The 26,045-nt window shown below is 40.9% G+C and carries 28 protein-coding genes; 16 read left to right on the top strand and 12 right to left on the bottom strand.

Annotated features, from left to right (window positions below; translation table 11 throughout):
* From dxs to ACO6S2_RS03865, 3 genes are all read left to right on the top strand, one after another.
* Window positions 1-1,914: a 1-deoxy-D-xylulose-5-phosphate synthase gene (gene dxs / locus ACO6S2_RS03855; protein ID WP_422361207.1), complete on the top strand. Its 1,914-nt coding sequence runs from the start codon at window positions 1-3 to the stop codon at window positions 1,912-1,914.
* A 180-nt stretch (window positions 1,915-2,094) separates the two neighbouring features.
* The gene (locus ACO6S2_RS03860; RefSeq protein ID WP_422361208.1) at window positions 2,095-3,516 is read left to right on the top strand and encodes a transporter substrate-binding domain-containing protein; all 1,422 of its coding nucleotides are present in this window, start codon (window positions 2,095-2,097) and stop codon (window positions 3,514-3,516) included.
* Window positions 3,517-3,595: 79 nt separating this feature from the next.
* A complete protein-coding gene (locus tag ACO6S2_RS03865) occupies window positions 3,596-4,042 on the top strand; it encodes a hypothetical protein (RefSeq protein WP_422361209.1) in 447 nt (148 codons plus the stop codon).
* On the opposite strand, the gene ACO6S2_RS03870 is transcribed toward ACO6S2_RS03865, so the two are convergent.
* The gene (locus tag ACO6S2_RS03870; RefSeq protein WP_422361210.1) at window positions 4,033-4,260 is read right to left on the bottom strand and encodes a hypothetical protein; all 228 of its coding nucleotides are present in this window, start codon (window positions 4,258-4,260) and stop codon (window positions 4,033-4,035) included. The two genes, ACO6S2_RS03865 and ACO6S2_RS03870, sit on opposite strands and share 10 nt — an antisense overlap.
* Before the next feature lie 54 nt (window positions 4,261-4,314).
* Window positions 4,315-5,151, bottom strand: coding sequence for an alpha/beta hydrolase (locus ACO6S2_RS03875; RefSeq protein WP_422361211.1), 837 nt, complete (start codon window positions 5,149-5,151; stop codon window positions 4,315-4,317).
* Window positions 5,152-5,249: 98 nt separating this feature from the next.
* Between ACO6S2_RS03875 and ACO6S2_RS03880 the strand changes: the two genes are divergently transcribed.
* Complete coding sequence (locus ACO6S2_RS03880) at window positions 5,250-5,672, top strand: hypothetical protein (protein WP_422361212.1); 423 nt, start codon at window positions 5,250-5,252, stop codon at window positions 5,670-5,672.
* Here the strand turns inward: ACO6S2_RS03880 and ACO6S2_RS03885 are convergent.
* From ACO6S2_RS03885 to ACO6S2_RS03900, 4 genes are all read right to left on the bottom strand, one after another.
* Window positions 5,669-6,604 carry a LysR substrate-binding domain-containing protein gene (locus ACO6S2_RS03885; RefSeq protein ID WP_422361213.1) on the bottom strand — a complete coding sequence of 312 codons (936 nt, stop codon included), beginning with the start codon at window positions 6,602-6,604 and terminating at the stop codon, window positions 5,669-5,671. The two genes, ACO6S2_RS03880 and ACO6S2_RS03885, sit on opposite strands and share 4 nt — an antisense overlap.
* 50 nt (window positions 6,605-6,654) lie before the next feature.
* A complete protein-coding gene (locus ACO6S2_RS03890; protein WP_422361214.1) occupies window positions 6,655-8,691 on the bottom strand; it encodes an OmpA family protein in 2,037 nt (678 codons plus the stop codon).
* Between the two features lie 45 nt (window positions 8,692-8,736).
* Complete coding sequence (locus tag ACO6S2_RS03895) at window positions 8,737-9,456, bottom strand: OmpA family protein (RefSeq protein WP_422361215.1); 720 nt, start codon at window positions 9,454-9,456, stop codon at window positions 8,737-8,739.
* Window positions 9,457-9,518: 62 nt separating this feature from the next.
* Window positions 9,519-11,816: a patatin-like phospholipase family protein gene (locus ACO6S2_RS03900; RefSeq protein ID WP_422361216.1), complete on the bottom strand. Its 2,298-nt coding sequence runs from the start codon at window positions 11,814-11,816 to the stop codon at window positions 9,519-9,521.
* A gap of 123 nt (window positions 11,817-11,939) precedes the next feature.
* Between ACO6S2_RS03900 and ACO6S2_RS03905 the strand changes: the two genes are divergently transcribed.
* From ACO6S2_RS03905 to ACO6S2_RS03935, 7 genes are all read left to right on the top strand, one after another.
* On the top strand, window positions 11,940-13,157 hold the full coding sequence (locus ACO6S2_RS03905) for a sensor histidine kinase (protein ID WP_422361217.1): 1,218 nt from the start codon (window positions 11,940-11,942) through the stop codon (window positions 13,155-13,157).
* A gap of 105 nt (window positions 13,158-13,262) precedes the next feature.
* Entirely contained in the window at window positions 13,263-14,768 is a 1,506-nt protein-coding gene (gene atpD, locus ACO6S2_RS03910) for a F0F1 ATP synthase subunit beta (protein WP_422361218.1), read from the top strand.
* An 8-nt stretch (window positions 14,769-14,776) separates the two neighbouring features.
* Window positions 14,777-15,034, top strand: coding sequence for an ATP synthase F1 subunit epsilon (gene atpC / locus ACO6S2_RS03915; RefSeq protein WP_318173553.1), 258 nt, complete (start codon window positions 14,777-14,779; stop codon window positions 15,032-15,034).
* Window positions 15,035-15,193: 159 nt separating this feature from the next.
* Window positions 15,194-15,901, top strand: coding sequence for an NAD-dependent epimerase/dehydratase family protein (locus ACO6S2_RS03920; protein ID WP_422361219.1), 708 nt, complete (start codon window positions 15,194-15,196; stop codon window positions 15,899-15,901).
* Window positions 15,873-16,325, top strand: coding sequence for a D-aminoacyl-tRNA deacylase (dtd, locus tag ACO6S2_RS03925; protein WP_422361220.1), 453 nt, complete (start codon window positions 15,873-15,875; stop codon window positions 16,323-16,325). Before ACO6S2_RS03920 ends, dtd begins: the two co-directional genes overlap by 29 nt.
* Window positions 16,325-16,669, top strand: a complete 345-nt coding sequence (locus ACO6S2_RS03930) for a nucleotide pyrophosphohydrolase (RefSeq protein WP_422361221.1) — start codon at window positions 16,325-16,327, stop codon at window positions 16,667-16,669. The genes dtd and ACO6S2_RS03930 overlap by 1 nt, the downstream gene beginning before the upstream one ends.
* A gap of 32 nt (window positions 16,670-16,701) precedes the next feature.
* Complete coding sequence (locus ACO6S2_RS03935; protein WP_422361222.1) at window positions 16,702-17,277, top strand: VanZ family protein; 576 nt, start codon at window positions 16,702-16,704, stop codon at window positions 17,275-17,277.
* A 31-nt stretch (window positions 17,278-17,308) separates the two neighbouring features.
* Here the strand turns inward: ACO6S2_RS03935 and ACO6S2_RS03940 are convergent, their stop codons facing one another.
* The 3 genes from ACO6S2_RS03940 to dusB are packed head-to-tail and all read right to left on the bottom strand — an operon-like array spanning window position 17,309 to window position 20,024.
* Window positions 17,309-18,133, bottom strand: a complete 825-nt coding sequence (locus ACO6S2_RS03940) for an alpha/beta hydrolase (protein ID WP_422361223.1) — start codon at window positions 18,131-18,133, stop codon at window positions 17,309-17,311.
* Between the two features lie 11 nt (window positions 18,134-18,144).
* Window positions 18,145-19,029: a DMT family transporter gene (locus ACO6S2_RS03945; protein WP_422361224.1), complete on the bottom strand. Its 885-nt coding sequence runs from the start codon at window positions 19,027-19,029 to the stop codon at window positions 18,145-18,147.
* A complete protein-coding gene (gene dusB / locus ACO6S2_RS03950) occupies window positions 19,026-20,024 on the bottom strand; it encodes a tRNA dihydrouridine synthase DusB (RefSeq protein WP_422362432.1) in 999 nt (332 codons plus the stop codon). The genes ACO6S2_RS03945 and dusB overlap by 4 nt, the downstream gene beginning before the upstream one ends.
* Before the next feature lie 81 nt (window positions 20,025-20,105).
* Between dusB and ACO6S2_RS03955 the strand changes: the two genes are divergently transcribed.
* From ACO6S2_RS03955 to ACO6S2_RS03975, 5 genes are all read left to right on the top strand, one after another.
* On the top strand, window positions 20,106-21,029 hold the full coding sequence (locus ACO6S2_RS03955; RefSeq protein ID WP_422361225.1) for a CPBP family intramembrane glutamic endopeptidase: 924 nt from the start codon (window positions 20,106-20,108) through the stop codon (window positions 21,027-21,029).
* Complete coding sequence (locus ACO6S2_RS03960) at window positions 21,022-21,228, top strand: DUF2007 domain-containing protein (protein WP_318173545.1); 207 nt, start codon at window positions 21,022-21,024, stop codon at window positions 21,226-21,228. The genes ACO6S2_RS03955 and ACO6S2_RS03960 overlap by 8 nt, the downstream gene beginning before the upstream one ends.
* Window positions 21,209-22,048 carry a phosphatidate cytidylyltransferase gene (locus ACO6S2_RS03965; RefSeq protein ID WP_422361226.1) on the top strand — a complete coding sequence of 280 codons (840 nt, stop codon included), beginning with the start codon at window positions 21,209-21,211 and terminating at the stop codon, window positions 22,046-22,048. The genes ACO6S2_RS03960 and ACO6S2_RS03965 overlap by 20 nt, the downstream gene beginning before the upstream one ends.
* Before the next feature lie 83 nt (window positions 22,049-22,131).
* Window positions 22,132-23,406 (top strand): Glu/Leu/Phe/Val family dehydrogenase, encoded by a 1,275-nt coding sequence (locus ACO6S2_RS03970; RefSeq protein ID WP_422361227.1) that lies wholly within the window; start codon window positions 22,132-22,134, stop codon window positions 23,404-23,406.
* Between the two features lie 22 nt (window positions 23,407-23,428).
* Window positions 23,429-24,088 (top strand): phosphatidylserine decarboxylase family protein, encoded by a 660-nt coding sequence (locus ACO6S2_RS03975; RefSeq protein ID WP_422361228.1) that lies wholly within the window; start codon window positions 23,429-23,431, stop codon window positions 24,086-24,088.
* Window positions 24,089-24,230: 142 nt separating this feature from the next.
* On the opposite strand, the gene ACO6S2_RS03980 is transcribed toward ACO6S2_RS03975, so the two are convergent.
* From ACO6S2_RS03980 to ACO6S2_RS03990, 3 genes are read right to left on the bottom strand one after another with little or no spacing between them, the layout of a single operon-like run.
* Window positions 24,231-25,004 carry a pseudouridine synthase gene (locus ACO6S2_RS03980; RefSeq protein WP_422361229.1) on the bottom strand — a complete coding sequence of 258 codons (774 nt, stop codon included), beginning with the start codon at window positions 25,002-25,004 and terminating at the stop codon, window positions 24,231-24,233.
* Window positions 25,005-25,057: 53 nt separating this feature from the next.
* Entirely contained in the window at window positions 25,058-25,618 is a 561-nt protein-coding gene (gene scpB, locus ACO6S2_RS03985) for an SMC-Scp complex subunit ScpB (protein ID WP_422361230.1), read from the bottom strand.
* Window positions 25,619-26,005 (bottom strand): TraR/DksA family transcriptional regulator, encoded by a 387-nt coding sequence (locus ACO6S2_RS03990; RefSeq protein WP_084372596.1) that lies wholly within the window; start codon window positions 26,003-26,005, stop codon window positions 25,619-25,621.
* Window positions 26,006-26,045: the final 40 nt, after the last annotated feature.

Consider the following 26,045-nt stretch of genomic DNA (forward strand, 5'->3'; position numbering starts at 1 on the left):
ATGCAAATCGAGCCCGGTAAGTTACTCGCCCAAATCAACTCTCCCGCGGACATGAAGGATTTAGATGCTGTCCAATTGGTCAAGCTATCTGAAGAGCTTCGTCAGTACATCGTAGACGTAGTGTCTGTTTATGGTGGCCATTTTGGTGCCAGCTTAGGTGTAGTTGAGTTAACAGTTGCTCTTCATCATGTTTTCAATACGCCAGAAGACCAATTGGTGTGGGATGTGGGACATCAGGCCTATGGGCATAAAATATTAACTGGGCGAAGAGATCAGTTTCATACCAATAGATTTTACAAAGGTCTTTCGGGTTTTCCAAAAAGAAAAGAAAGTGAGTATGACGCCTTTGGGGTAGGGCATTCTTCTACGTCCATCTCTGCTGCCTTGGGTATGGCAGAAGCTTCTCGTCATAAAAACGAGAAAGATCGACAGCACATTGCAGTCATAGGAGATGGCGCTATGACCGGAGGGATGGCATTCGAGGCCATGAATCATGCCGGAGTTTCTAACTCTAACTTGCTGATTATACTTAATGACAATTGTATGTCTATAGACCCCAACGTGGGAGCGCTGAGGGATTATTTGACCGATATCACAACGTCGAAAACGTACAACAAAATGCGTGACGAGGTTTGGAATATTTTGGGTAAAATCAGTAAGTTCGGGCCAAATGCCCAAGAAATTGGATCTAAGGTAGAAAGTAGTGTAAAGTCTTTTCTACTTAAGCAGAGCAATCTATTCGAGTCTCTTAATCTGAGATACTTTGGACCTATCGATGGTCATGATGTCAACCACCTGACGAGCGTATTAAAAGACTTAAAAGACATTCCTGGCCCAAAAATTCTTCACTGCTTGACTAAAAAAGGGAAGGGTTATTCTCTAGCAGAAAAGGATCAAACCAAATGGCATGCACCAGGTACTTTTGACAAATTCACTGGAGAGATTTATAAAAAAGTTTACGAGACACCTCAGCCACCAAAGTATCAAGAGGTTTTTGGTCATACGATTGTAGAACTGGCCGAAAAGAATGATAAGATCATGGGGATTACCCCAGCCATGCCTTCTGGCTCTTCCATGAATATTATGATGAAGACCATGCCAGACCGAGCGTATGATGTGGGCATTGCCGAGCAGCATGCGGTGACTTTTTCTGCTGGTTTGGCCACTCAAGGTTTGGTGCCTTTCTGCAATATCTATTCTACTTTTATGCAACGTGCCTATGACCAAGTCATTCATGATGTGGCCATACAAAACTTGAATGTAGTATTTTGCTTGGATCGTGCAGGGTTTGCTGGAGCTGATGGGCCTACCCATCATGGCAATTATGATATTTCTTACTTTCGATGCATTCCGAACATGGTGATATCCGCTCCTATGAATGAGGAGGAGCTAAGAAACCTGATGTACACCGCACAACTTCCGGATCAAGGACCATTTTCAATCAGATACCCACGCGGTAATGGAGTAATGCCCGATTGGAAAACTCCATTTGAAGAAATAGAAGTAGGTAAGGGTAGAAAACTAAGGGATGGTAATGAATTGGCTTATCTGACTCTCGGCCACATAGGTAATTATGCCGCCGAAGCATGTGAGAAGCTAGAGAAGGAAGGCCTGTCGGTTGCGCATTATGACATGCGATTTGTAAAGCCACTAGACGAAGAGATGTTGCATGAGGTTTTCAAAAATCACAAATACGTCATCACAGTTGAAGATGGCTGCTTGCAAGGAGGATTTGGAAGTGCAATACTCGAGTTTATGGCCGATCATGGTTATCAGAGTAAAGTTGTCCGGCTTGGAATTCCGGATGCAGTGATTGAGCACGGCACACAAATGGAGTTGCACAAAGAGTGTGGATTTGACCCTGAAGGTCTTTATCAATCAGCCAAAAAATTATTGTCTCTCGAGGCTGTATAAATCTGGGGTTTTTGTTGGTAATTTTCATTATCACATAAATTCTAATCTGGGAGTGTTTCAAAATACGTATATTGTATTTCAGCGTTCCACGCTTTTATGATAGTGATAAATAGATACATAGTAGTTTGCTTACTCGGATTAGTTTTTAGTCTCCTTTCTTGCAAACGATCCAATTTGGAAATGACAGCTTTAGAGGGAGTTCCTCAAGCAGAAGACTCTACCTACGGGTATGACCCAGAACAAATGATCAAAATGGATTTTGATCAGATAAAGGAAAGAGGCTACTTCACGGCAATAGTCGATAATAGCTCCACAGGCATGTTTCTTTATCGAGGTGAGCCTATGGGATATGAATATGAATTGTTATCTCTTTTTGCTCAAAGCATTGGTATTGAGATTCGATTTGACATTACACCTAGTCTTGAAGAAGGATTCAGAAAACTAAATAGTGGACAAGGCGATATTTTGGCCTACAATCTATCTGTGACCAAGGAGCGTCAAAAATTTATGGACTTCACCACTCCACACAATTTCGTGCGACAAGTATTGGTCCAACGAAAGCCTGACAACTGGAGAGATATGAAACTGCACGAGATAGAAAAGACATTTCTTCGGAATCCAATTGAGTTAATAGGAAAGGAAGTATATGTGAGGAAGGGTTCGGCTTATACCACTAGATTGAAGCATTTGGCTGAGGAAATTGGAGGTGACATTTTAATCGTTGAAGAGTTTGATGAATTAGAAACTGAGGCTCTTATTGAAATGGTATCGCAGGGAAAAATTGACTATACGGTGGCAGATGAGGACGTAGCTCTAGTCAATGCCAGATATTTTTCAAATCTTGATGTAAAAACGGCAATCAGCTTTCCTCAGCAGATCGCATGGGGAGTAAGAAAAAATGCACCTCAATTGTTGGATACATTAAACGGCTGGATTGGGGATATGAAACGTACCAATGATTATTATGCCTTGTACGACAAGTATTTTAAAAGCACAAGAAATAGCAAAAAGATGATGCAAAGTGATTTTTTCTCAAAGAACGCTGAGAGAATTTCTCCTTACGACAGCTTAATAAAGTTGGGCGCAGGAAAATTGGATTGGGACTGGCGTCTGCTGGCTGCTCAAATTTCTAAAGAGTCACGATTTGATCCTCATGCTGAATCTTGGGTGGGTGCAAGAGGGTTGATGCAGGTAATGCCAAAAACTGGTAAGTCCTATGGTGTTACTAATTTGTTTAGCCCTTCTCAAAATATTAAAGCGGGAGTAAAACATATATTGTGGTTAGAAGAGGTTTGGAAGGAGATAACAGATAGGGAAGAACAGGCCAAGTTTGTTTTGGCTTCCTATAACGTTGGTCAAGGTCATGTACAGGATGCCACCCGTTTGGCCGAAAAGAATGGGGGTGATCCACAAAACTGGGAAGACGTGGCCAACTATCTGAGATTAAAATCAAAAAAGAAATATTATACGGATCCTGTGGTGAAATTTGGATATTGTAGAGGGGATGAGCCTGTCGATTACGTAGAAGATATTCTGTATCGATATAGTCGCTATCTGCAATTAGACCAAAGTGAGTCAGCCCCAGTAGAACAAACCGAATAATTGGAATACTTCTAATAGATACCCAAAATGTTCAATTTAGGTATTATCTTTAGAATTCATAATCCGTCAACATATTCCTATGACCCCACAACTGCACCAACTCTACATTGAGTACATCAAGGCTAGAAAAATAAAAATCCCTGAAGATCAATTCAATTATTTAGCGAAGTTGTATCCTGCCTTGTTGGTGTGCATGAGTGATGGTAAGCTGGATCAGGAAGAGTGGGATGGTATTGTGATGGCTACTAGAGGCTTGTCCGCAGAATTTGTAAAATCACCTAACGACAATAGGGATCTGATAGCCATGTCTTTCAGAACTGAAATCCGGTACCTTCTTGATAATGTGGATAAGTGGAACAAGAAATTTTTGAACGCACTTCATGCTTCTATTAAAGGGAATAAAATTGACCAAGAGTTCATCATGGAGACAATGTACCTTTTCGCTAACATCACGGATGGAATATCTGATGAAGAGGAAGAAGCTATTCGAAAACTAGCACATCGGCTAGAAATTGATCACTCCTGAGGTTTGGGGAGTTTAACCTGATCCAGGTAGAAAAATAGTCTATTGGACTTATAGTTGAGTGGAGATATTTTCGTGATTTCCACAGATTTGTGATTAATGAAAACCTCGAAATAATTTCCTTCTAATAAGAACAAATTAACCTTGTATTCATAATAGCGAATGTCGGTTACGAATGTTCCGTTTTTGTAAATATGTTGAACCTGCTCCCCTAGGGACATGTTCAGAAATTGCACCTGGGTCATTTTATCATAATGTTGTTGATATGAATATAACTAAAAATCTAGGAAATCTTTTAGCGATTTATCGAATATTAAATCGTGTTTGTCTTGTAGGATTTCATCCAAGTGGTTGTGATATTCATCGAAAGATGTAAGGTTGTTGTGTTTTCCTCCGTGGATGGGTATCAAACGAGTGGTCAACGGAGCCTCTTTGCGTAATCTCACGCTAGAACGGTATGGAATCAACCCATCTTTTGTGCCATGAATAATGTAAACTGGGCACCTCACATACTTGATCCAGATGTCTGTTCGGATATGATATTTGAGTAAAATGGATAATGGAAGAAAAAATAGCCATCTGGATGTTAGATGAGAGAGACTATAATATGGAGCGTCGAGAATAAGCATCTTGGGGCGGTTTTTGGAAGCTAACTTGGCTGCAAAACCAGACCCCATTGACCTTCCATAAATAATAATTTTTTCCTCTGGATACCATGATCTAACACGATTGTAGACATACTGGCTGTCCTTATAAATGGCTTTCTCTGCTCGCTTCCCTGTGCTCTTGCCGAAACCACGATAATCTATGAGAAGAACCTCATAATCACTTCTGGTGAAGTCTCTGGCATATTTGCTCCAACCTTTAATGCTTCGGGTATTTCCATGAAAGTAGATGACAATACCTTTGGGGTCTTTTACTGTAAAATGTAAACCATTGATTCTGACCCCTTCCTCCACATCAAAAAAGTGCTCGTCAAAGGGTTCTTCGTACTTGTATTCAAAATCTTCTGGTAGCTTCTCTGGGTGGAACATGAAGTATTCCTGTACGAGATAAACCAGTACGGAAAGGAAACAGTACAAGCCAAGACCGATCCAGATATACTTTTCCATGTCTTAAAATACAGGAAATATGGAGTTGCTACAAATTAGTTCTTTGATCTTTAGGTGTTTGTAACACTTTATGAGTCTTATAAGAAAACCTAATTACTATGAAAAAGCTGATCCTACTTGCAGTCTTTGCGATGCTCTACTCTTCGGAAGTCATTGGGCAATACAGACCTTATCACAAAGAAGATTTGAAAAAGTACAAGTCGAAGCCAGTTAAATCATTTCAGATACACGTAACTCCTTACTCTTATGGTTCAAGGGGAAAGTACAGACCACAAAGATTTCAAGGTCTTCAGGTAATATCTATGAATAGACCTGGTGGTACCCATGACGATGTTTACTTTATTGATAAAAGTGGCAATACCCAATATCACACCCTGCGACCCACTGCTCCCTTAAATATGCATAAAAATCACCAAGGCGTATATGACAGCTCAAACCCTTCCGGTTATCGTTACCAGTCGGTTGGAGAGGCTGTTTTGGATGGTGTGGCTACTATGCTTTCTGGAATGTTTTTAAACTAGATTTTTATAACGTTAGTATTCTTTCTACTCACCATAATAGGAGGGAGATTTTCTAGAATTTCCTTATGCATGGCTTCAAGCAATTTCTTTTTGGCATAACTTTTCTTTACTACTAAGCCAACCTCTCGTGTAGGTACGGGATCTGAAAATTTGCGCAGCTTAGACTGCTCGTCTTTGCTCAAGTCGAGTGTAAATAATTCAGGAAGAAGGGTATATCCTCCGCGCCGGTCAACGAGTTTTTTAAGTGCTTCAAGAGAACCGCTCTCATAAAGCACGCGATTGTTAAATCGGTCTGCCTTTTTTGCGTTACAAATATTCAACATTTGACTTCGATAGCAGTGGCCCTCATCCAAAATCCATAGACCTTCATTGTTTAGCTCAGAGGACGCAACTAGCTTTTGATCAAAAAGCGGATGTCTATGTGAGACGTAGGCAAAAAATTCTTCATAAAACAGGGGGCTTTCTTTCATGCTTTCCTCATTCAAAGGAGTGACCATGATCCCAATATCAATTTGATCTTTTTTCAGAAGGTCAAGCATATCACTCGTCATGTGCTCGCTTACTTGTAGGTTAATCAGTGGATACTTTTCTACAAAGGATGAGATAAATAGAGGAACCAGGTAAGGTGCTAACGTGGGGATTACACCAATTTTGACGTCCCCTTTGATCTCATGTTTTTCATTGTCTATGATTTCACTGACCTTCTTGGATTCAGCGATGATCTTCCTAGCCTGTTCAAGTATTTGAACCCCTATTTCAGTGGGCTCTATCGGGTGTTTTGATCTGTCAAAAAGTATGACCCCAAGTGTATCCTCAAGTTTTTGGATTTGCATACTGAGGGTGGGCTGGGTAACAAAGCATTTTTCTGCAGCTATGGCAAAGTGTCTGTAGTTATCCAGTGCAATAATATATTCTAGTTGTACGAGTGTCAATGGAAATAAAAGTAAGAGTGAAAAAAGGCTCGAAAATCGAGCCTTTACAATTAGTCAATAATTTTAAATTCTACGCGCCTGTTTTTCTGCCTATTGTCGGCTGTGTCATTTGGAGCAATAGGTAATGTTTCACCGTACCCCACAGATTGTAATTTTGAAGCACTTATGCCATTAGCTATGAAATAACTATATACCGACCAAGCTCGTCTTTTGGATAGTTCAAGATTGTAGTCATCGTCTCCTACAGAATCGGTATGTCCAGAAATTTCTATACTAGATATCTTATTGCTCTCTAGTAATTTCAAAATACGATCCAATTCGGCATATGAGGAAGTTCTTAAGTCAGAGCGATCAAATTCGAAAAATATATTGTTAAGCGAAATAGCTACTCCTTTTTCAATTGGAGTTAGATATAAATCTTGTTGAATGTCAGTTGTTTCTGTGATCTCATTCAAGTCTATATGTTCATCTTGCGAGAGAAAGTCTTCTTTTGCTGCGTAGATGCCATAATTGGCACCGGGTCTGACTTTGAAAACATAGTCACCATATTCATTCGTTTCAGAACTCCCCACGGTTATACCATCGGGTAATCTTTCCACTAACACACTACTCTTGATAGGTTCGTTAGTTTTTGAATTAAAAACCTTTCCATGAACAGTGACGAAAATTTCAGTCGGTTCTAGCAATATTTCATCGGTAGGTTCAATGTATAGTTCATCAATTCTAAATCTGTACACATCAGTATTTTCATCTGCTTTTCCTCTTGTGAAGTAAGCATGGCTGCCATAGGCTGGCATATTGAAATAAGTATCATCGTCTGGGCCATTTACTCCCTTACCTAAGTTTTCAGGAGAAGACCATTTGGTCCAAGTATCATCAAGCCTCTTGGACACATATATATCTGCTCCACCATATCCTCTAAATCCCCGTGAAGAGAAATATAGCGTCTCGTTGTCATGATGTAAAAAAGGAGCCATTTCCTCGTCTGCAGAGTTAATGACGTTACCGAGATTTTTGGGTTCAGACCAGACGCCATCTAACCCCACAAAAGAAGCATAAATATCACGGTCGCCAAAAGTATCATCTCGCTGAAGAGCCATCAAAATCACCTTGGTATTTTGGCTCATGTAAAAATCTGCCTTCTCAGAATAATTATAATTATTTGTGACATTTAGATTAGTGGGTTTTTCCCACTTGCCAGGCCCCTTACTTCGACTCATCGATATACCTGTTCCCATCCTGCCTCTCTTTTCATAAGTATTTCCTAACAAAAGAATGGTTTCACCGTCCACTTGAGTAATGGAGCAAATATAGTTTGGACCAATCGTGTTTAGAGGAGGGCCCAAATTTTTAGCCGGTTGCCATTCTTGTGTTTCTTCATCCAATTCAGAGTACCAGATGTCTGAATTATCGTCCACACCACCTACATTGTCGGGATGTGCCCGTCTACTATAATACAGTGTTTTCCCATCTGGAGATAAAATGGGTCCAATTTCTAGATACTGGCTGTTTACATTTTGACTGAGTGCTTCTACGCTTAAGTTTTCATTAACATTAGATGCAAGATCAATTAATACGCTAATAGGGATATTTGATGCAGACAATCCAATGGCATCAATACTGTTGAATCCTGGGACGTTTCCACCCTTTATATCCACTCTGATATAGGCAATTCGATATGGAGTTTTTTCGAAGAATAGGTTAAGAAGTCTGCTCTCTAGAGGTATGGGTCTTGGATTTAGATCGAATATTAGATATTCATTATCCAAAGAATCATAGGCATAGACCTTGGATACGGCTCCAGGGTTTTCAGTCTCGGCTATTGCAATTTGCTGCGCTCTTATAGGTGCATCAAATTTAACTACGATGTATTCGTCGTTGTCGGGTCTTGATGGTCTCCAAGAATTTGGACTTTCACCACCTTTGGGATATACATTTGGGGAATGAAGCGCTTGACTGGCTGCATATTGAAGAGCGGTGGTCTCAGAAGTGACATGCATGACTTCAGATGCCCATTTAACGGTTTCTTGGGCAAAGAGCCCTGAAGAGATGAGGCTGGCAACGAATAATGCGATTAGTTTTCTCATTGAGGAAGATAATTTATTCTAGGTGGTAATAAATATATTCAATTTTTATTGCTTCAGGATTCTAACCTCTACACGTCTGTTTGCGGTACGGGCTTCGTCTGTCCGTTCTCTACTTAGTGGTTGTGTCCCTCCAAAAGCCTTGGTCCGAATTCTTGTTTTTTTCACACCTCTTTTGGTAAGGTATTCTTTCACAGCATCTACCCGATCTTGAGACAGTTGAAGGTTGGCCTGAGCATTGCCCTGGAAATCGGTATGCCCCTCTAATTGAATATTGATATTGGGGCGTGCTTCCAACCACTCGACAAAGTCATTAAGTTCAGCATAAGATGACTCATCAATTACTGCTCTTCCTCGGGCGAAGATCAAATTGTGTAAATCAAATTTCTCATGAGCGGCATCTGGTAACATGACAAAATTCTTTTCTATCAATTGCGTACCGTTATCTATGACTTCCATTTCTTCACTTATTGTCTTGTATCCATCAGCTTTTACATTGATGATGTATTTTATGTTTTCAAGCATATATAATTCATATACACCATTTTGCTGATTGGTAGCTGAAATCCCCATATCATCGTAATAGGGGAGTTTCTCATAAAATACATTCGCAATTAGTGGAGACTTAGATTCCTCATCAAGCACCGTACCTGTAACCCTGATAAGGGTACCTTCTTCATGAGCCTGAGCTACTAAATTGTCAATAGGTAAGATGAGTAAAATGGAAGTACACAAACTAAAAGAAAATAGAATTCGTGTTATTTTCATGGTTCAAGTAGATCTGGTGATCAAAGGTTTGATAGCTCGTAATTTAGCTATAATTTGAAAATTTACTCCAATGAATGGTCATTGAATAACAGATACCCCACATGTAGGAGTACACCCCATTCGTGCTGACTATCATCATAGTAGTTGACATGCAGTCCAATTGGACCAATAAATGAATGGTAAACAATTCCAGAAGTGGCGGCAAATGAAGGGTTAATCCATTCCCGTTCAAACGAGGGAAATTCTCCACTTTGCCCTGTTATTTCTTCGAATGGGTTATAAACATATCCTTCTAACCTAAAGTGTAAATTTTTTATAGGGGACCAAATATTTTTAACTCCCAGAGCTGCATACTGACGTGCCCTAAAGTTTTCAAGCAAAATTGTTTTGCTATCCTGAAGCGGGTAAAAACCTGTAGAGTTTATGATTGTACTTTTTGTGGTGCCGAAGGCAGGCTGATCAGAATACTGTGCTTCCAAACTGGTTCCAAAACTAAACTTCTGACCCAATTGATAATACTTTTCAGTGCTTAGCTTAGCGGTAAACCAAGACTCATTATTTTTTTCAACAAGCGTGTTAATCATTGAAGTGTTGCCAGGGTTGTACTTACTGTCTACAATAAAGTGATTGAGCACGAATTCAAATTTTGACCCTTTGGAGGCAAATTGTGGATAGTTAAAACTATTGTGATAGACTCTGCCTTCTAAGCGAAGTCCTTCTAGTTTTAGCTCATCGAAATTTTCGTTTGTATTGATTTGCTGTTCGTTGCTAAACTTGTCTTTGTTGATGATGTAGGAAGCTTCCATGGTCAGCCCGAATTTTCTATTCAAAGGAACGCCGAAGAACATACCCATTTTTCTATCAACCCTGTCTAAGATAGTTAAGTCGGGTTCGCCCAAAAGATAATCTGCAAGATTTAGAAAATCTCTGTGATTGATTGTGATCGTAGGGCCAAAAGAAAAAGGCTTTTTACCTGGAAAAGTGATTCTATTCTTGAAAAAAACGGATTCATAAAAAGGGCCTGCGAAAAGTTTTAATTCATATTCTTCTAAGATTCGAGTGAGTCGTTTGAAATCCATTCCTAAATACATGTAGGAAATATTTCTGGAGGTTAGGCTGCCGCCAATTTTGGCTTTAAGTCGCGGATTCGGATTCCCTTTCAGTTGAAACGCATAACGGTTTCCTCTGGAATAACTTGGAAATACATTGATAAAATAGTCGTTGTCTATGAGGCGGTAATAAGCGCGTTTTGCTTGATCAAATTCGAAAGAATTATCTTTGTCAAAAACGTTCGAAATGTATTGTGAAGTCTTAGCGTTAAACCCCTCGATCTCAACGGTATCAAAGTAATGTCGCATAGGCCGGTTTAGAAATTGGGCTCGCTGGAGTCTTAATTGGTCAGGATTCGCGCGTCTTTGTATTTTGCTTTGTATTTCATCTAATTGAGATAGTCCGGTTTGATAGCCTATTTCATAAATCTCCTTCGCTTTGTCAAAACTCATGGTGCTATAATCCGCAAGCTTTACATCAATGAAGATGTCGGTGCTATCTAATTTTGACGGGTCTCCTTTGTTTAGCATAAAAAAGAGAATCGATTCAGCTAATAATTTCTCGTCGTCATTTTTTGGGTATTCGTCCAGCACCTTACTTCCAACATTCACACCAATAATAACATCTGGATCGAACTCCTCTTTCGCTGGAGAGATTGGGAAGTTATTATAGATGCCACCATCAAACAATAATTCCCCTTTTACCCTCACAGGACGATAAAGTAAGGGGATGGCCATTGATGAGCGTATAGATTCGTAAAGGACCCCACTGTCTAGAACTACTTGCTCTTCCATGAAAATGTTTGACGCTATAGCTCTAAATGGAACGAAAAGACTGTCGTAATTGCCATTGCAGGCATACGAGGCGTGTTGGAGTCTTTCGGCCAAATTGATGTTGAGAACATGGTCTCTGTCAAACGAGGGATCCAAACTTGAATCAAACGCAGAATCAAAATCAAGCTTAACCGTAAGCCAAGAGGGGTCGGGTAATTTTTTATGAAAACTATAGAGATATTTCTCGTCAATTTCTCCATCCACCCAATCTTGAAGATCCTGAGAAAGTGCTAGCGCCTTGATTTGTTCAGGAGTATAACCTGCCGCATAGAATCCTCCTACGATACTCCCCATGGAGGTGCCAACCACATAATCAATCGGGATATTGTTTTCTTCTAGTGCTTTCAGTACACCAGCGTGTGCTATGCCCTTCGCCCCTCCACCGCTAAGGACCAGTGCTACTTTTTGTGCATTTGTCGCGAAAGAGACGGTGAATAGAATAGCTAAAAAAAAGACCTTCACTAAGCGTGAATACATAGTTGATTTAAATTGCCTGGCCTAAAAATATTGGAAACCAATGTAACCAAGGCTTAAAAAATCAAAATAAAATGGGCAATGCTATTTCAAATCCTATATTTGCCCGCAGGCTTATCATATCTTATGGCTTCTAAGTTATACGAGACCACACAGTTAGACTTATATAGAAATCGATCCAAATTCAAATGGGTCGTGTTGGCCATATCCATTGTCATTAGTATCGGTTCTATTTATTATACCAATGTATTGGTAGATCAGATAAAGTCTCGAGAAGAGAAATTGATTGCACTTTACGCAAATACACTGGAGTACTTTGCCAATCAAGAGAACAATTCGGATCTGAATTTCATTTTTGATGAAATCATCCTTTCCAACAAATCGATTCCTGTGGTAATGGCGGATGAATTGGGAAACCCTTTGGAGTATAAAAACATTCCAGCAGCAGATCGAGCAGCTACTAGAAAGGAGCGCAATCGAATCTTGATTAGTGAGATTCGTGAAATGGAGGAGGAGCATGAGCCACTGCTAGTAACCCTTAGAAGAGATGGGAGTATAACAGGATACCAATTCATTTATTACAAAAATTCGTTGCTTCTTACCCAACTTAAATATTATCCGCTTACCCAGTTGTTTGTAATTGGCATCTTTGGAATGATTGCTTTTTTGGTATTTAATTATTCTAAGGTAGCAGAGCAGAATAAGGTATGGGTAGGACTGGCTAAAGAGACAGCCCACCAACTAGGCACACCCCTTTCATCACTCATGGCTTGGGTAGAGTATCTTAAGTCCGATGAAAAACTTAAGGATATGGATATGATCGTTGAGTTGGAGAAAGATGTAGAGCGACTTAACATGATTACCTCCAGGTTTTCTAACATTGGTTCTGAACCCATTCTCGAAAGCACCAACGTCTACAACTTGATTGAGGAAACCCTCAACTATCTCAAAAGAAGAATTTCTACACGAGTGGAATTCACCCTCGTGTGCTTTCCCAATAGAGAGCTTGAGGCCAATATCAATAAGCCTCTTTTTGAATGGGTGATAGAAAACCTTTGTAAAAATGCTGTGGACGCTATGGGAGGCGAGGGAAAAATCCATATCAAAGTATTGAAAGCCAACGAAGGTCATGTCATTATAGATATTGCTGATACGGGCAAAGGCATGACTAAAGCCGGAATTCAAAAAATATTTCAGCCCGGTTATACTACTAAGAAACGCGGTTGGGGGCTTGGACTTACGTTAGTAAAACGAATTATAGAAAATTACCACAAAGGAAAAATCCATGTGAAAAGGTCAGACGTCAATAGAGGAACTACCTTTCGCATTTCACTCAAATCCTAACTACGTAAAAAGAGGTCGGATACTTGGCGAAAAGTCAATTATTCCCTTAACTTCGCACTTTGAAAAAACAGGACACAATTTTTCATTGAAATAAACAATCAAGAAATGGCAAATAGTGGTAAAATCACACAAGTAATTGGCCCGGTAGTGGACGTAAGCTTCGAAGCTGATGGTGCTAAAGTCCCAAATATTTTGGACGCGCTCTACGTAACCAAAGAAAACGGACAAAAAGTAGTGTTGGAATGCCAGCAGCACTTAGGCGAAGACAGAGTTAGAACTATCGCAATGGAAGGTACCGAAGGATTGACCAGAGGTATGGAAGTTGTAGATACTGGTGCGGCAATCACTATGCCTATCGGAGAAGATATCAAAGGTAGATTGTTCAACGTGGTAGGTGAAGCTATCGACGGAATTGATCAGCCTAAAGGAGACAAGTCACTTCCAATTCACAGACCGGCTCCTGCATTTGAAGACCTTTCTACTTCTACGGAAGTACTTTACACAGGCATCAAAGTAATTGACTTGATTGAGCCATATGCAAAAGGTGGTAAAATTGGTTTGTTTGGTGGTGCAGGCGTTGGTAAAACTGTATTGATTCAGGAATTGATCAACAACATTGCCAAGGGACACGGTGGACTTTCAGTATTTGCCGGTGTAGGTGAAAGAACAAGAGAAGGAAACGATTTGCTTCGTGAGATGATTGAGTCAGGTATCGTAAACTACGGTGACGACTTCTTGAAGTCTATGGAAGAAGGCGGATGGGACCTTTCTAAAGTAGATAAAAAAGCATTGGGTGATTCGAAAGCAACATTCGTTTTCGGTCAAATGAATGAGCCTCCTGGGGCAAGAGCTAGAGTAGCGCTTTCTGGGCTTACAGTAGCTGAGTATTTCAGAGATGGTGATGGCGAAGGTCAAGGAAAAGATATTCTTTTCTTTGTTGACAACATCTTTAGATTTACACAAGCAGGATCTGAGGTGTCTGCACTTCTTGGACGTATGCCATCAGCGGTAGGATACCAGCCTACATTGGCCACAGAGATGGGAGCCATGCAGGAAAGAATTACTTCTACTAAGAAAGGATCGATTACATCTGTACAGGCCGTTTACGTACCTGCGGATGACTTGACTGACCCTGCTCCTGCAACGACCTTTGCTCACTTGGATGCAACCACAGTACTTTCAAGAAAAATTTCTGAGTTGGGTATTTACCCTGCAGTGGATCCATTGGATTCTACTTCAAGAATTTTGTCTGAAGAGGTTGTAGGCGAAGAGCACTACGGATGTGCACAGAGAGTAATCGAGATTCTTCAGAGATACAAAGAACTTCAGGATATCATTGCCATTCTTGGTATGGACGAATTGTCTGACGAAGATAAGCAGGTGGTACACAGAGCAAGAAGGGTACAGAGATTCCTTTCTCAGCCTTTCCATGTAGCTGAGCAGTTTACAGGATTGCAAGGTGTATTGGTAGATATCAAAGACACTATCAAAGGATTCAACATGATCATGGACGGTGAATTAGATCACTTGCCAGAAGCAGCTTTCAACCTGGTTGGAGGTATCGAGTCTGCGGTAGAAAAAGGAGAAAAATTATTGGCTGAAGCTAAATAATTCAGACTATGTATTTAGAAATAATCACACCAGACGAAAACGTTTTTGAAGGAGAGGTAGAATCTGCCATGTTTCCTGGAAGCGATGGTTCGTTTCAGGTTCTGAATGATCACGCTCCCTTGGTGAGTTCTGTAGGGAAAGGTGACGTGAAGATCATGAGACTACATGACAAGAAAACCGAGGAGATACACTTCAGTATCGATGGCGGAGTTGTAGAAGTACTTAATAACAAAATTTTAGTATTGGCCGAGTCTATCGGAGAGTAAAGTCAGGTGTAAAAATAAAGAGGAAGCCATGAATTTTTATTCATGGCTTTTTTTGTGCCTATTCTGTTTTGGCAGCCTTTAAAATTGCTGGTAAGTTTATGATTTTTTTGTATCTTGTTGACTAACTACCTAATTTAAACGACTCATAATTAGAAATACATGTCAGGCAAAACAGCATTGATCGTAGGCGCCACGGGTTTGGTGGGTAGAGAGCTCTTAAACGTGCTTTTGGAAAATGATCATTACTCTAAAATTTTAATAGTAGGAAGAAGTTCACCCGGAGTAAAAGACAACCGAATTGAAGAGTTGCTGATCAATTTTGACGACCTGGCAAACTACAAAGATCAGATATCGGCAAACGATTATTACTGCTGTATTGGTACCACAATGGAAATGGCCAAATCAAAAGAGGCCTTCTACAGAGTGGATTTTACCTACACTTTAGAATTGGCTAAGATGTCAAAAGAAGATCCAGCCTGTGATCAGTTTCATGTCGTTTCATCTTATGGAGCAAATGCCCAATCTGGGCTTTTTTATAATGCCGTTAAAGGGCAGGTCGAAGATGCACTCAAGGAGTTAAACCTAAGAGCATTGCACATTTTCCAGCCCTCACTTCTGCTAGGTTATAGAAACAATTTCAGACTTTGGGAGGAATTGGCAAAAATTGCTTCCGGGGTATTGTCCTTCTTTATTATCGGATCTCGATTAAAATTTTGGGCTATTGAAGGAAGTGAAGTGGCAAAATCTATGTTCTACGTGGCACTTAGCGGAGAGTTTGGCACACATGTGCACAAGCCATTGGAAATGAAACGAATAGCACACACCAAAGAATACAAAGGTGATAACAGTGTTACAGCGGACGTCTGAAGCGTCCGTAAAAATCAATCAGGAAATCGTAGGACAAATCGAGGAAGGGTTAATGATCCTACTCGGCGTCGAGGAGGCAGATGATCAGGAGGATATAGATTGGCTATGTCGCAAAATCTGTAATCTCAGAATCTTTGATGATGCATCTGGTGTGATGAACAAAAGCCTGATAGATGTAGATGGTGATATTTTATTGATTAGTCAGTTCACGCTACATGCCAGTACAAAGAAAGGCAATCGCCCGTCATACATCAAAGCGGCGAAACCAGATATAGCTATCCCGTTATATGAGAAGTTTATTTGTCAACTTGAAAGTGAGCTGGGTAAATCAATTCAAACGGGTGAGTTTGGTGCGGATATGAAAGTAAGCTTGACCAATGACGGACCGGTGACGATTATAATAGATTCTAAAAACAAGCAGTAATGACCATAGAACAGGCACAGGCATTGGTGGACGACTGGATCAAGAAGCATGGAGGCTACTTCAGTGAACTGACCAACCTGGCGGTACTTACTGAGGAGGTCGGAGAACTCGCTCGTATCATATCGCGAAAGTATGGCGACCAGTCTTTCAAAAACAAAGAAGCGGAAGCCGATCTAGCAGATGAATTAGCAGATGTCCTTTGGGTGGTGATGTGTTTGGCGAATCAAACAGATATCGATTTAACAAAAGCCTTAGAAAAGAACGTACAAAAGAAAACCAAACGAGACTCCACCCGCCACAAGGAAAACAAAAAGCTCTGGAAGCAAAAACCGCCGGAGAATTAGGGTGATCAAATCTTAGAGTTCGCAGTGCAGCAATGAATTTTTTTACTTCGGAAAGAGAAAAACGTCTATGGTTATTGACGTTAGTGGTTGTAGCCACGATCTATTCAACATTAGGCCTTGCGTCTGCGCTAGTTGGATTAATTCCGGATAGAAGAACAGTTGATGATTTATTTATGTTTGGGGTGCTCACCATTGTGATTGCTGTTGTTACTGCTGGTTTACAAAAAAATTCAGGTAAAATTGAATTAGCAGTTGGCTTAGGAATCATAGCCGTGTATCTTTTGGCATTTTTGAGAATGACGATACCTCAAGAACGTACACATCTAATCGAATATGGGGTGGTCGCCTTGTTGATTCAAGAAGCGCTGAATGAGCGGATAAAACATAAGAGACTTATGTTGAAACCGGCTTGGATGGCAATAATTTTAGTGTCAATTCTTGGTCTAGTAGACGAGTGTATTCAGGGTTATCTCCCTAATCGAGTGTTTGACATGAGAGATATTTTTTTCAATTTCCTGGCTGGGAGTATGGCCGTGTGTGGGTTGACTGCCCTGCATTGGGCAAAAGAAAAATCCAAGGGAATAAAAAACGGAGCGAAAAAGAGCTAATTCATCGTCAACGGGGACTGTGATCAGCATGCTAATGCCCATTGATCCATCCCAATACCATCTCCAAAACCTCATCTTTCTTTACGTCATTGTGAGGTTCGTGCCTGACTTCGTCCCACAGTTGGTAAGTGGCTAGTTCGCCTACCTTTTCTGCGAATATTTTAGAGGTATGAGCGGAGGTGATTTTGTCTTCACTCCCATGAAAAATGAGTAATGGAATCTTGTTTTTATGGGTGTTTTCTAGTGTCCACAGGCCTGCTTCGAAAGCTTCAAGAAACAAACGAGCTGAAATTTTATCATGATTCAGTGGGTCTTCTAAGTACGCCTGATTCACTTCCTTGTTGTGAGTCAGGTGATCCGTATTGAGTCCATTTTTTTGCGTAAGCGAAGGAAGAATTTTTGAAAAAAACTTAGCCAGTTTCACCTGAAAAATAGAAGGCTGAAAGGACAAGGTGAGCCACGGAGATGAGATAATAGCTCCAGCTAATTCGTTTGTATTTTTCTTTAGTACATAGTTGGTCACAATATTACCACCCAGACTATGTCCATAAAGGAATAGCGGTGTGTCATTGTACTCTGCTCTTGCATACATGAGCAATTCCTCTACATCATCGAGCAACATATCGTGTGAAGGAGTATGCCCGCGCTTGCCTTCAGACTGACCATGACCTCGCAAGTCTGTAGCAAAAAAGGATATCTGGTGGCTATTCAGAAATTCAGCTACATGCTCGTATCTACCGATGTGCTCTCCCAAACCATGTACCAGGCAAATGGCTGCCTTTGGCTGATCAACCAGCCACTCTTTGCCATGAAGCGATTTGCCGTCTCTGGCCGTAAGGATAAAATTTTCAGTCATTCAGCGAGTGATTATTTTTTATTGGCAAGATAGACACCGACCAATACAATCCCAATGCCGATGAGCTGATAAATGTTAAGCACTTCGCCATCAACTAATCCCCAGCCGATAGCAACTATGGGAATAACATAAGTAACCGAACTGGCAAAAATGGGAGAGGCTGTTTTCACCAATTTGTTGAAAATGACTAGCGCCATGGCTGTACCTATCAGCGCAAGCGTGGTTACGTAAGCCAGACCTGATAGGAATGCTGGGTTTTCCATTTTGTCAAAAAAATCTGTGGCAAAAAGCAAATAGCCCAAACTGATCGGGCTCACTAGAGTGAAGGATACAGCTGTAATATGCAAAGAGCGAATGTCAGTCAAAAAGTGTTTGATGAGGTTGACGCTGGTACCATACATCACCGTAGCGGCGATCACAAAAAGGGCGTATAAATTAACTCCCGATAGATCAAAGTACGCGCCCCCCAGCATGATAAATGTACAGCCGATAAAACCAATGGCTATGCCAATAATGTTGATGATTTTGATCTTGTGATGAAAAAACACCAGCCCAATTAACAATACAAAAACCGGAGTCATGGCGTTGATTACTCCTGTGATAGCACTTTCTAAGCGTGTTTGAGCAATTGCAAAAAGTATGGCGGGTAAAAGGCTGCCTACTAGCCCCACTACAAATAAAACTGGTAACTTCTTTCGCTCGATTTTACGAATGACAGGAAGAGAAAAGGGTAGAAGTCCTAAAAAAGCAATGAACATACGTAATGTACCTACCTCCCCAGCAGAAAATGTCAATAAACTTTTTTTTATTAAAATAAATGAGCTGCCCCAGACCAAAGCCAAGACAATCAGTAGTACCCAGGAAACGAGACTGGGCGAGCTTTGTTCGTTACTCATTGAGCAACAAGACTTGCGTTCTGAAATACATCTTCCACCTCATCCAAAATACTGGACGTAGCTTCGAAAGTAGGAGATTCTACTAGTCTCGCTCGAAAAGGTTTAAACCCATGAATGCCTCGGAAATAATTCGTGTAATGTCTCCGCATTTCGAAAATACCTTTTTTTTCTCCTTTCCATTCTATGGAAAATTTGAGATGACTTCTTACCGCATCCATTCTTTCAGACAGGGTAGGTGGTGGCAACTCCTCGCCCGTTTTGAAGTAGTGCTTGATCTGATTGAAAATCCAAGGATTGCCTATAGCTCCCCTACCAATCATGATACCATCTACACCGTACTTTTCTCGATATATTTTGGCCTTTTGTGGAGAGTCAATATCTCCATTACCGAAAATAGGGATGTGGATGTCGGGATGGTTTTTGACTTCTGCGATGGGGTTCCAATCTGCTTCCCCTTTGTACATCTGCTGCCGTGTACGACCATGAATGCTTAGTGCCTGAATTCCAACGTCCTGAAGTCGTTGTGCTACTTCAAGTATTTTGATATTGTCATGATCCCATCCCAATCGGGTTTTAACAGTTACGGGCTTATCGACTCTTTTCACGATTTCCTCGGTCATCTTCTGCATCTTAGGAAGATCCAATAAGATGCCTGCTCCGGCACCTTTGCAAGCCACTTTTTTTACTGGGCACCCATAGTTGATATCCACGAGTTCTGGATCGGCTTCTTCTGCTATAGCAGCTGCCTCTCGCATGGATTCTATTTTTTCACCAAAGATTTGAATGCCGATGGGCCGTTCATAGTCATAGATGTCTAGTTTTTGTACGCTCTTAGCTGCATCTCGAATCAAGGCCTCGGATGAAATAAACTCCGTATACATAAGGTCTGCGCCATTTTCTTTGCATACTGCACGAAATGGTGGGTCACTTACATCCTCCATGGGAGCCAAAAGTAGAGGGAATTCCCCTAACTCAATATCACCTATTTTTACCATCTTGCTTTCTTTGGCTGTTCGAATCTTTCGTTTTTTTATTTCCGAATATCCGATCATTTTTGCTGCAAATTTAATCCATTTATGCCCAATTCACTACAAAGTAATCAGAGCCCACTTTCTTTATTGTTGACATTGATTTTGCTCAGCATGGGAACTTATCTGATTGCACCCATGATTTTGATGTCTTTGGGTGTTGAAATTCTGGGTATTTCTTTCGAAGAATTTATGCGCAAAATTGGCGCGAAGGAGCCCGAACCTGCAGGGCAATTGGTTTTAGTAATAGTTCAGGGGGTGTCCTCAATGCTGAGCTTCATAGTAGTGCCAGCACTTTTCATTAAGAAGTATGAGCAACGAAACCTGACATACTATTTTCACTTCCGATCAATTAATATGCATGCGATTGCACTAACGTTAGGACTGACTCTTTCTTTAATGGTGGTTAATAGCTTATTGATTGAATGGAATATGAATGTGGAGTTTCCAGAGAGCCTCGCAGTGCCTTTTGATAGGATGGAGCAGCAGGGGAGGTTGATGACAGAATACCTCACTGATTTTCATTCCTTGACTTATTTTTTGGTGGTTTTGGTTGTTGTAGCTGTGGTGCCGGCCATTGGAGAGGAGCTTTTATTTAGAGGACTGATTCAAAAATATTTGCAAGGAATTTGGGGAAACCCACATGTAGCCATTTGGGTAACAGCTATGTTCTTCAGTGCTTTTCACATGCAGTTTTATGGATTTGTACCGAGAATGGCGTTAGGAGCCTTCTTTGGTTATCTGTTTTATTTTTCAGGAAACCTTTGGTATGCTTCAATCGCCCATTTTATAAATAATGGTTTTACTCTTTTAATGATTTACCTATTTCAAAAAGAAGTGGTGGATTATGATATTGAAAGTGCTGAAACAGTGTCTGCTTGGTCTACCTTGACCTTCGCAATTATTGGTGCTGTTCTGTTTGTTTTGTTCAGAAAACAATTTCATATTACAGATAATTTGAGAAATGAGTAACTGGCAAAAAGTATTTTCAGACAAGAATGAATATCGTGCGGAGATTGTCATCGCCGTACTTCAGGAGTCTGGACTTCAGCCGGTGATGGTCAACAAAAAAGACGCTGCCTACCAGTTTGGCCATTTTGAAGTATTGGTAGCCCCTGATCATGTACTCAGGGCAATAAAGATCATAGAGAATGACATCGAGTTCAAGTAAATTTTCTGATCTGGCTAAAAGGCTGGTCACTGGGGTAATAGGTGCGTTCTTTGTGTTGTTTGCCATTGCCTATCATGAGTATGGTTTTGTGGCTGTATTCCTTATTCTTTGTGTACTTACTCAATGGGAGTTTTATAAACTGATCATAGCCAATGGCATCGTGCCGCTACGCACTTTTGGGACTATCATGGGGGTCATTTTATATATGATGATCTATCTGGTAGAAAAGAGCACGATTCATTTCGATTCCTTTTTTATGATCCTACCTTTTAGTTCCTGCATATTTTTTATCAAGCTTTATAAAAAGGACGAAAAGAAACCATTTACCAATATCGCATTTACATTTCTGGGAATTATCTATGTAGCCTTACCTTTTTCACTTTTAAGTGTGGCAGCCTTTATCCTGGATCAATACAGTTACCAGATTATCATTGGTATATTTTTGATTCTTTGGGCTAGCGATACTGGGGCTTATTTTGCTGGGATACAATTCGGTAGAAGAAAACTGTTTGAAAGGGTGTCTCCCAAAAAATCATGGGAAGGCAGCGTAGGCGGCGCCTTTCTTTCACTGGCTTTCGCCGTAGGTATTTCTTACTATTTTACTGACCTGGCCCTATGGCACTGGATCGTTATTTCTATTATTACCGTAGTTACTGGTACCTATGGAGATTTGGTTGAGTCACTGTTTAAAAGAAGTATGGACATCAAAGACTCAGGGCGTAGATTACCGGGTCACGGTGGGTTTTTAGATAGATTCGACGGATTGTTGTTATCCATTCCATTCATTATCATTTTCTTGAAGTTTTTTGTGCAAGAATGAGTGAATATTGGGGGTAATTCCTGTTTTCATTGGATGAATGTGTAATTTTGCCTACCTAAAAATGACAACACAAAACACTTAAAATGGGATATATAGAACCGGCTCCAATAAAGGATAAAGAGAATCCTTTCGAGTCAATGATGTCGAGATTTCACATCGCGGCACAGGCTTTAGGGCTTGACGATGAAATTTACAATGTACTTAAGTCTCCATATAAGCAGGCCATCGTTTCGTTGCCTGTCACTATGGACGACGGTTCAATCAAAGTTTTCGAGGGTTACCGAGTCATTCACTCCAACATTCTTGGGCCATCTAAGGGTGGAGTAAGATTCGATATGGGCGTCAACTTGGATGAGGTGAAAGCACTAGCTGCCTGGATGACCTGGAAATGTGCCGTAGTAGATATTCCGTACGGTGGTGCTAAAGGCGGTATCAAATGTGATCCCAGATCTATGTCTCTGGGAGAGATCGAAAGATTGACCAGAGCCTACACACAAAACATGCACGAAATCTTTGGGCCAGACAGAGATATCCCTGCTCCGGATATGGGCACCGGGCCAAGAGAAATGGCTTGGATGATGGATGAGTACTCTCGTGCACAGGGTATGACGGTAAACGCGGTAGTAACTGGAAAGCCAATTGTATTGGGAGGTTCATTAGGTAGAACTGAAGCTACCGGACGTGGCGTAATGATCTCTGCTTTGGCAGCGATGGAAAAAATGAAAATCAATCCTTTCAACGCTAAGTGTGCGATTCAAGGGTTTGGTAATGTAGGATCATGGGCAGGTAAATTGCTCGAAGAAAGAGGTGTAAGCATCGTAGCAATCAGCGACGTGTCTGGTGCCTACTACAATGATGGCGGCATTAACATGAATGAGGCTATCGAGTATAGAAATAATAATAATGGCCAATTGGAAGGTTTCCCTGGAGCAGAGAAGATTGAGCCTGATGAATTGTTGTTGCTCGAAGTGGATGTGTTAATTCCCGCGGCTAAGGAAGATGTTATCACTTTTGACAATGCAGCAAAGATCAAAGCGAAATTGATCGTAGAAGGAGCTAATGGTCCAACTTCTGCAAGAGCAGATGCTATCCTTCAGGAAAATGATGTGCTGGCTGTTCCAGATATTTTGGCCAATGCTGGTGGTGTGACCGTGTCATACTTCGAGTGGGTACAAAACAGGCTGGGATATAAGTGGACACGTGAGAGAGTAAATCGTAGATCCGATAGGATCATGAAAACTTCTTTCAACAAGGTCTACGAAATTTCTCAGGAATATAAAGTATCATTGAGGATTGCGGCCTATATCGTGGCCATAGAAAAAGTATCGACAACTTATAAATATAGAGGAGGGTTTTAATCACCCTCCCTTTTTCACCGCTATGACCATTCACAAGGAAGGATACAAAATTTTGTTTGTGCTGTTGTGTGTATTGGCTTTGGCCAACTATGCAGTAAGGTATTATTTGCCCGCAAATGAACTTGTACAACAGTTGGCACTAATCGCCAGTTTGATTATTTATCTTTTGGTGTTACAGTTTTTCAGAAACCCAAGGATAAAAATTGAGGCCAACGAAAACGTAATCCTTGCACCTGCGGACGGCAAAGTAGTAGTGATCGAAAACACTGAAGAAGGGGAGTATTTCAAATCCGAGCGAAAGCAAATTTCGATTTTCATGTCTCCCCTCAATGTGCACGTCTGCCGAACACCTGCTGCGGGTCTCGTGAAGTTTTTCAAATATCATGCAGGGAAATATCTGGTAGCCTGGCATCCTAAATCAAGCACAGAAAATGAGCGTACCACTATGGTAGTGGAGCTAGCCAACGGCGTAGAAATCCTTGTAAGACAGATTGCTGGCGCTGTTGCCCGTAGAATCAGATGGTACGTAGGCGAAAATCAAAAACTCCAACAAGGTCAGGAATATGGCTTCATCAAATTCGGTTCCAGGCTAGATGTATTCCTTCCCGTAGATGCGGACATCAATGTAAAGATTGGTGATGTGACTAAAGGTGGGAGAACTGTGATTGCTACGTTGAAGTAAACTAAACCGGTCATTGCCGTCCCGATATTTATCGGGATCCGGGCAATCTCTCGCGTCACGTAGTATGTTTGGGAGCTTGGTGCTACCCTGACAGATTACCCAGATGTTCCTATTGTCGCACGGGGTAATGACGGTAAAATTGTTACGACATATTCTTCAAATTCATCACCTCCTTAGGTGTCAAATTTCTCCACTTACCTTTAGGCAGTTCCTTCTTGGTGAGCTGACCATACATGGTTCTGTCGAGCTTGACTACTTCATATTCAAAGTGTTCAAATATTCTCCTTACGATACGATTTTTACCCACATGAATTTGTATACCTATTGATTTTTTGTCCGGCGTGAGGATGGCGATATCATCCACTTTAACCTCTCCATCTTCTAGTTTGATGCCTTTGGCTATTTGCTCGAAGTGATAGGCTGTGATGGGCTTGTCCAATTCTACCTGGTAGATCTTTTTGATGTTGTAAGAAGGATGGGTCAGTTTTTGCGAAAGCTCTCCATCGTTAGTAAATAGTAGTAATCCTGTGGTATTTCTATCTAGCCGTCCGACAGGGTAGATTCTGGATTCTGTTGCCCCTTTGATCAGTTGCATCACCGTCTTGCGATTCTCCGGATCGTCCATCGTGGTGATATAGTCCTTAGGTTTATTCAGCAGAATGTAAGCGTAGTTTTGTGGTTTGATGATCTTGCCATTGAACTTGACTTCGTCGCCATGCTCTACCTTGGTGCCGAGTTCGGTTACTATTTTGTCGTTGATTTTGATTTTACCTTCAGCGATCAGAATATCAGCATCACGTCGAGAACAGATACCTGCATTGGAGATGAATTTATTCAGCCGAGCGGGGTAGCTCAAGGCTGCTTTTTGTGGTTCTGGTTTGTTTTGACGGCCTTTGGGATTTGTTCTCTTTCGCATGATGATAATAATTCATGCAAAAGTATGGAAAAGGAAGGAATAGGTAAGTCTACTTATTCTTTCTCTTCGCCGATCTCGTTTTCTTTCTGTTCGAAGTCTTTGAGTGTAGGCAGTTCGCTTAGGTCATTGATGCCAAAGTAGTCGATGAAATTCTGACTGGTACCATAAATAATAGGTCGACCAACGGCATCTGACTTTCCTTTAATTTCTATCAACTCTTTTTCCAGAAGCTTCTGAACGGAATAGTCGCAATTGACTCCACGAATCTGCTCCATCTCCCCTTTGGTGATGGGTTGTCGGTAGGCAATGATCGATAAAGTTTCTAATGCCGAATTGGATAAACGTTTCTTGGATTGTTGTTTCAGGAGAATTCCAATACTGGCTTGATAGGCAGGTTTGGTCAGAAATTGAAAACCGCCTCCGCTCTGTACAGGTTCGAAGGCGTATTCTTCACTTTTATATTTTTCTTGCAGCTTGGCTATCGCATCATGGATGTCCTTTAAAGGCACTTCGGCTTCAAACATTTCTGTTAGACAGTCCTTCACTTCTTTGTCCGTAATGGGTTTTTGCGAACAAAAAATAAGTGCTTCGATATGATTAGCCAAGAAGTCCAATTAGCTGCTTTGCTTTAGTTTAGAATCGATCGACAGTGTAGTGTGAGGCACTGCACGTAGTCTTTCTTTGCTGATCAACTTGCCACTTTCTTTGCAAATGCCATAAGTGCCGTTTTTGATACGGATCAAAGCATTTTCTAAGTTGGTGATGAACTTTTGCTGTCTGGCAGCGAGCTGATTCAAACTCTCTTTTTCAGCGGTATCCGCTCCGTCTTCCAACGTTTTCACATTCCCAAAAGTACTGTCTGTACCAGAGTCACCGCTTCTTGTCAAAGACTCCTTGATATACTTCAATTCGCTCTTCGCTTTATCAAGTTTACCAACGATCAATTCTTCAAATTCAGCAAGCTCCTCTTGGGAATATCTTGTTTTCTCTCCATTGCTCATATTTATAGCATTTTAATCCAAGGGTATTTTGCGCAATCTA

Origin of the sequence: Reichenbachiella sp. (genome assembly GCF_965233835.1) — a bacterium.
GTDB lineage: Bacteria > Bacteroidota > Bacteroidia > Cytophagales > Cyclobacteriaceae > Reichenbachiella.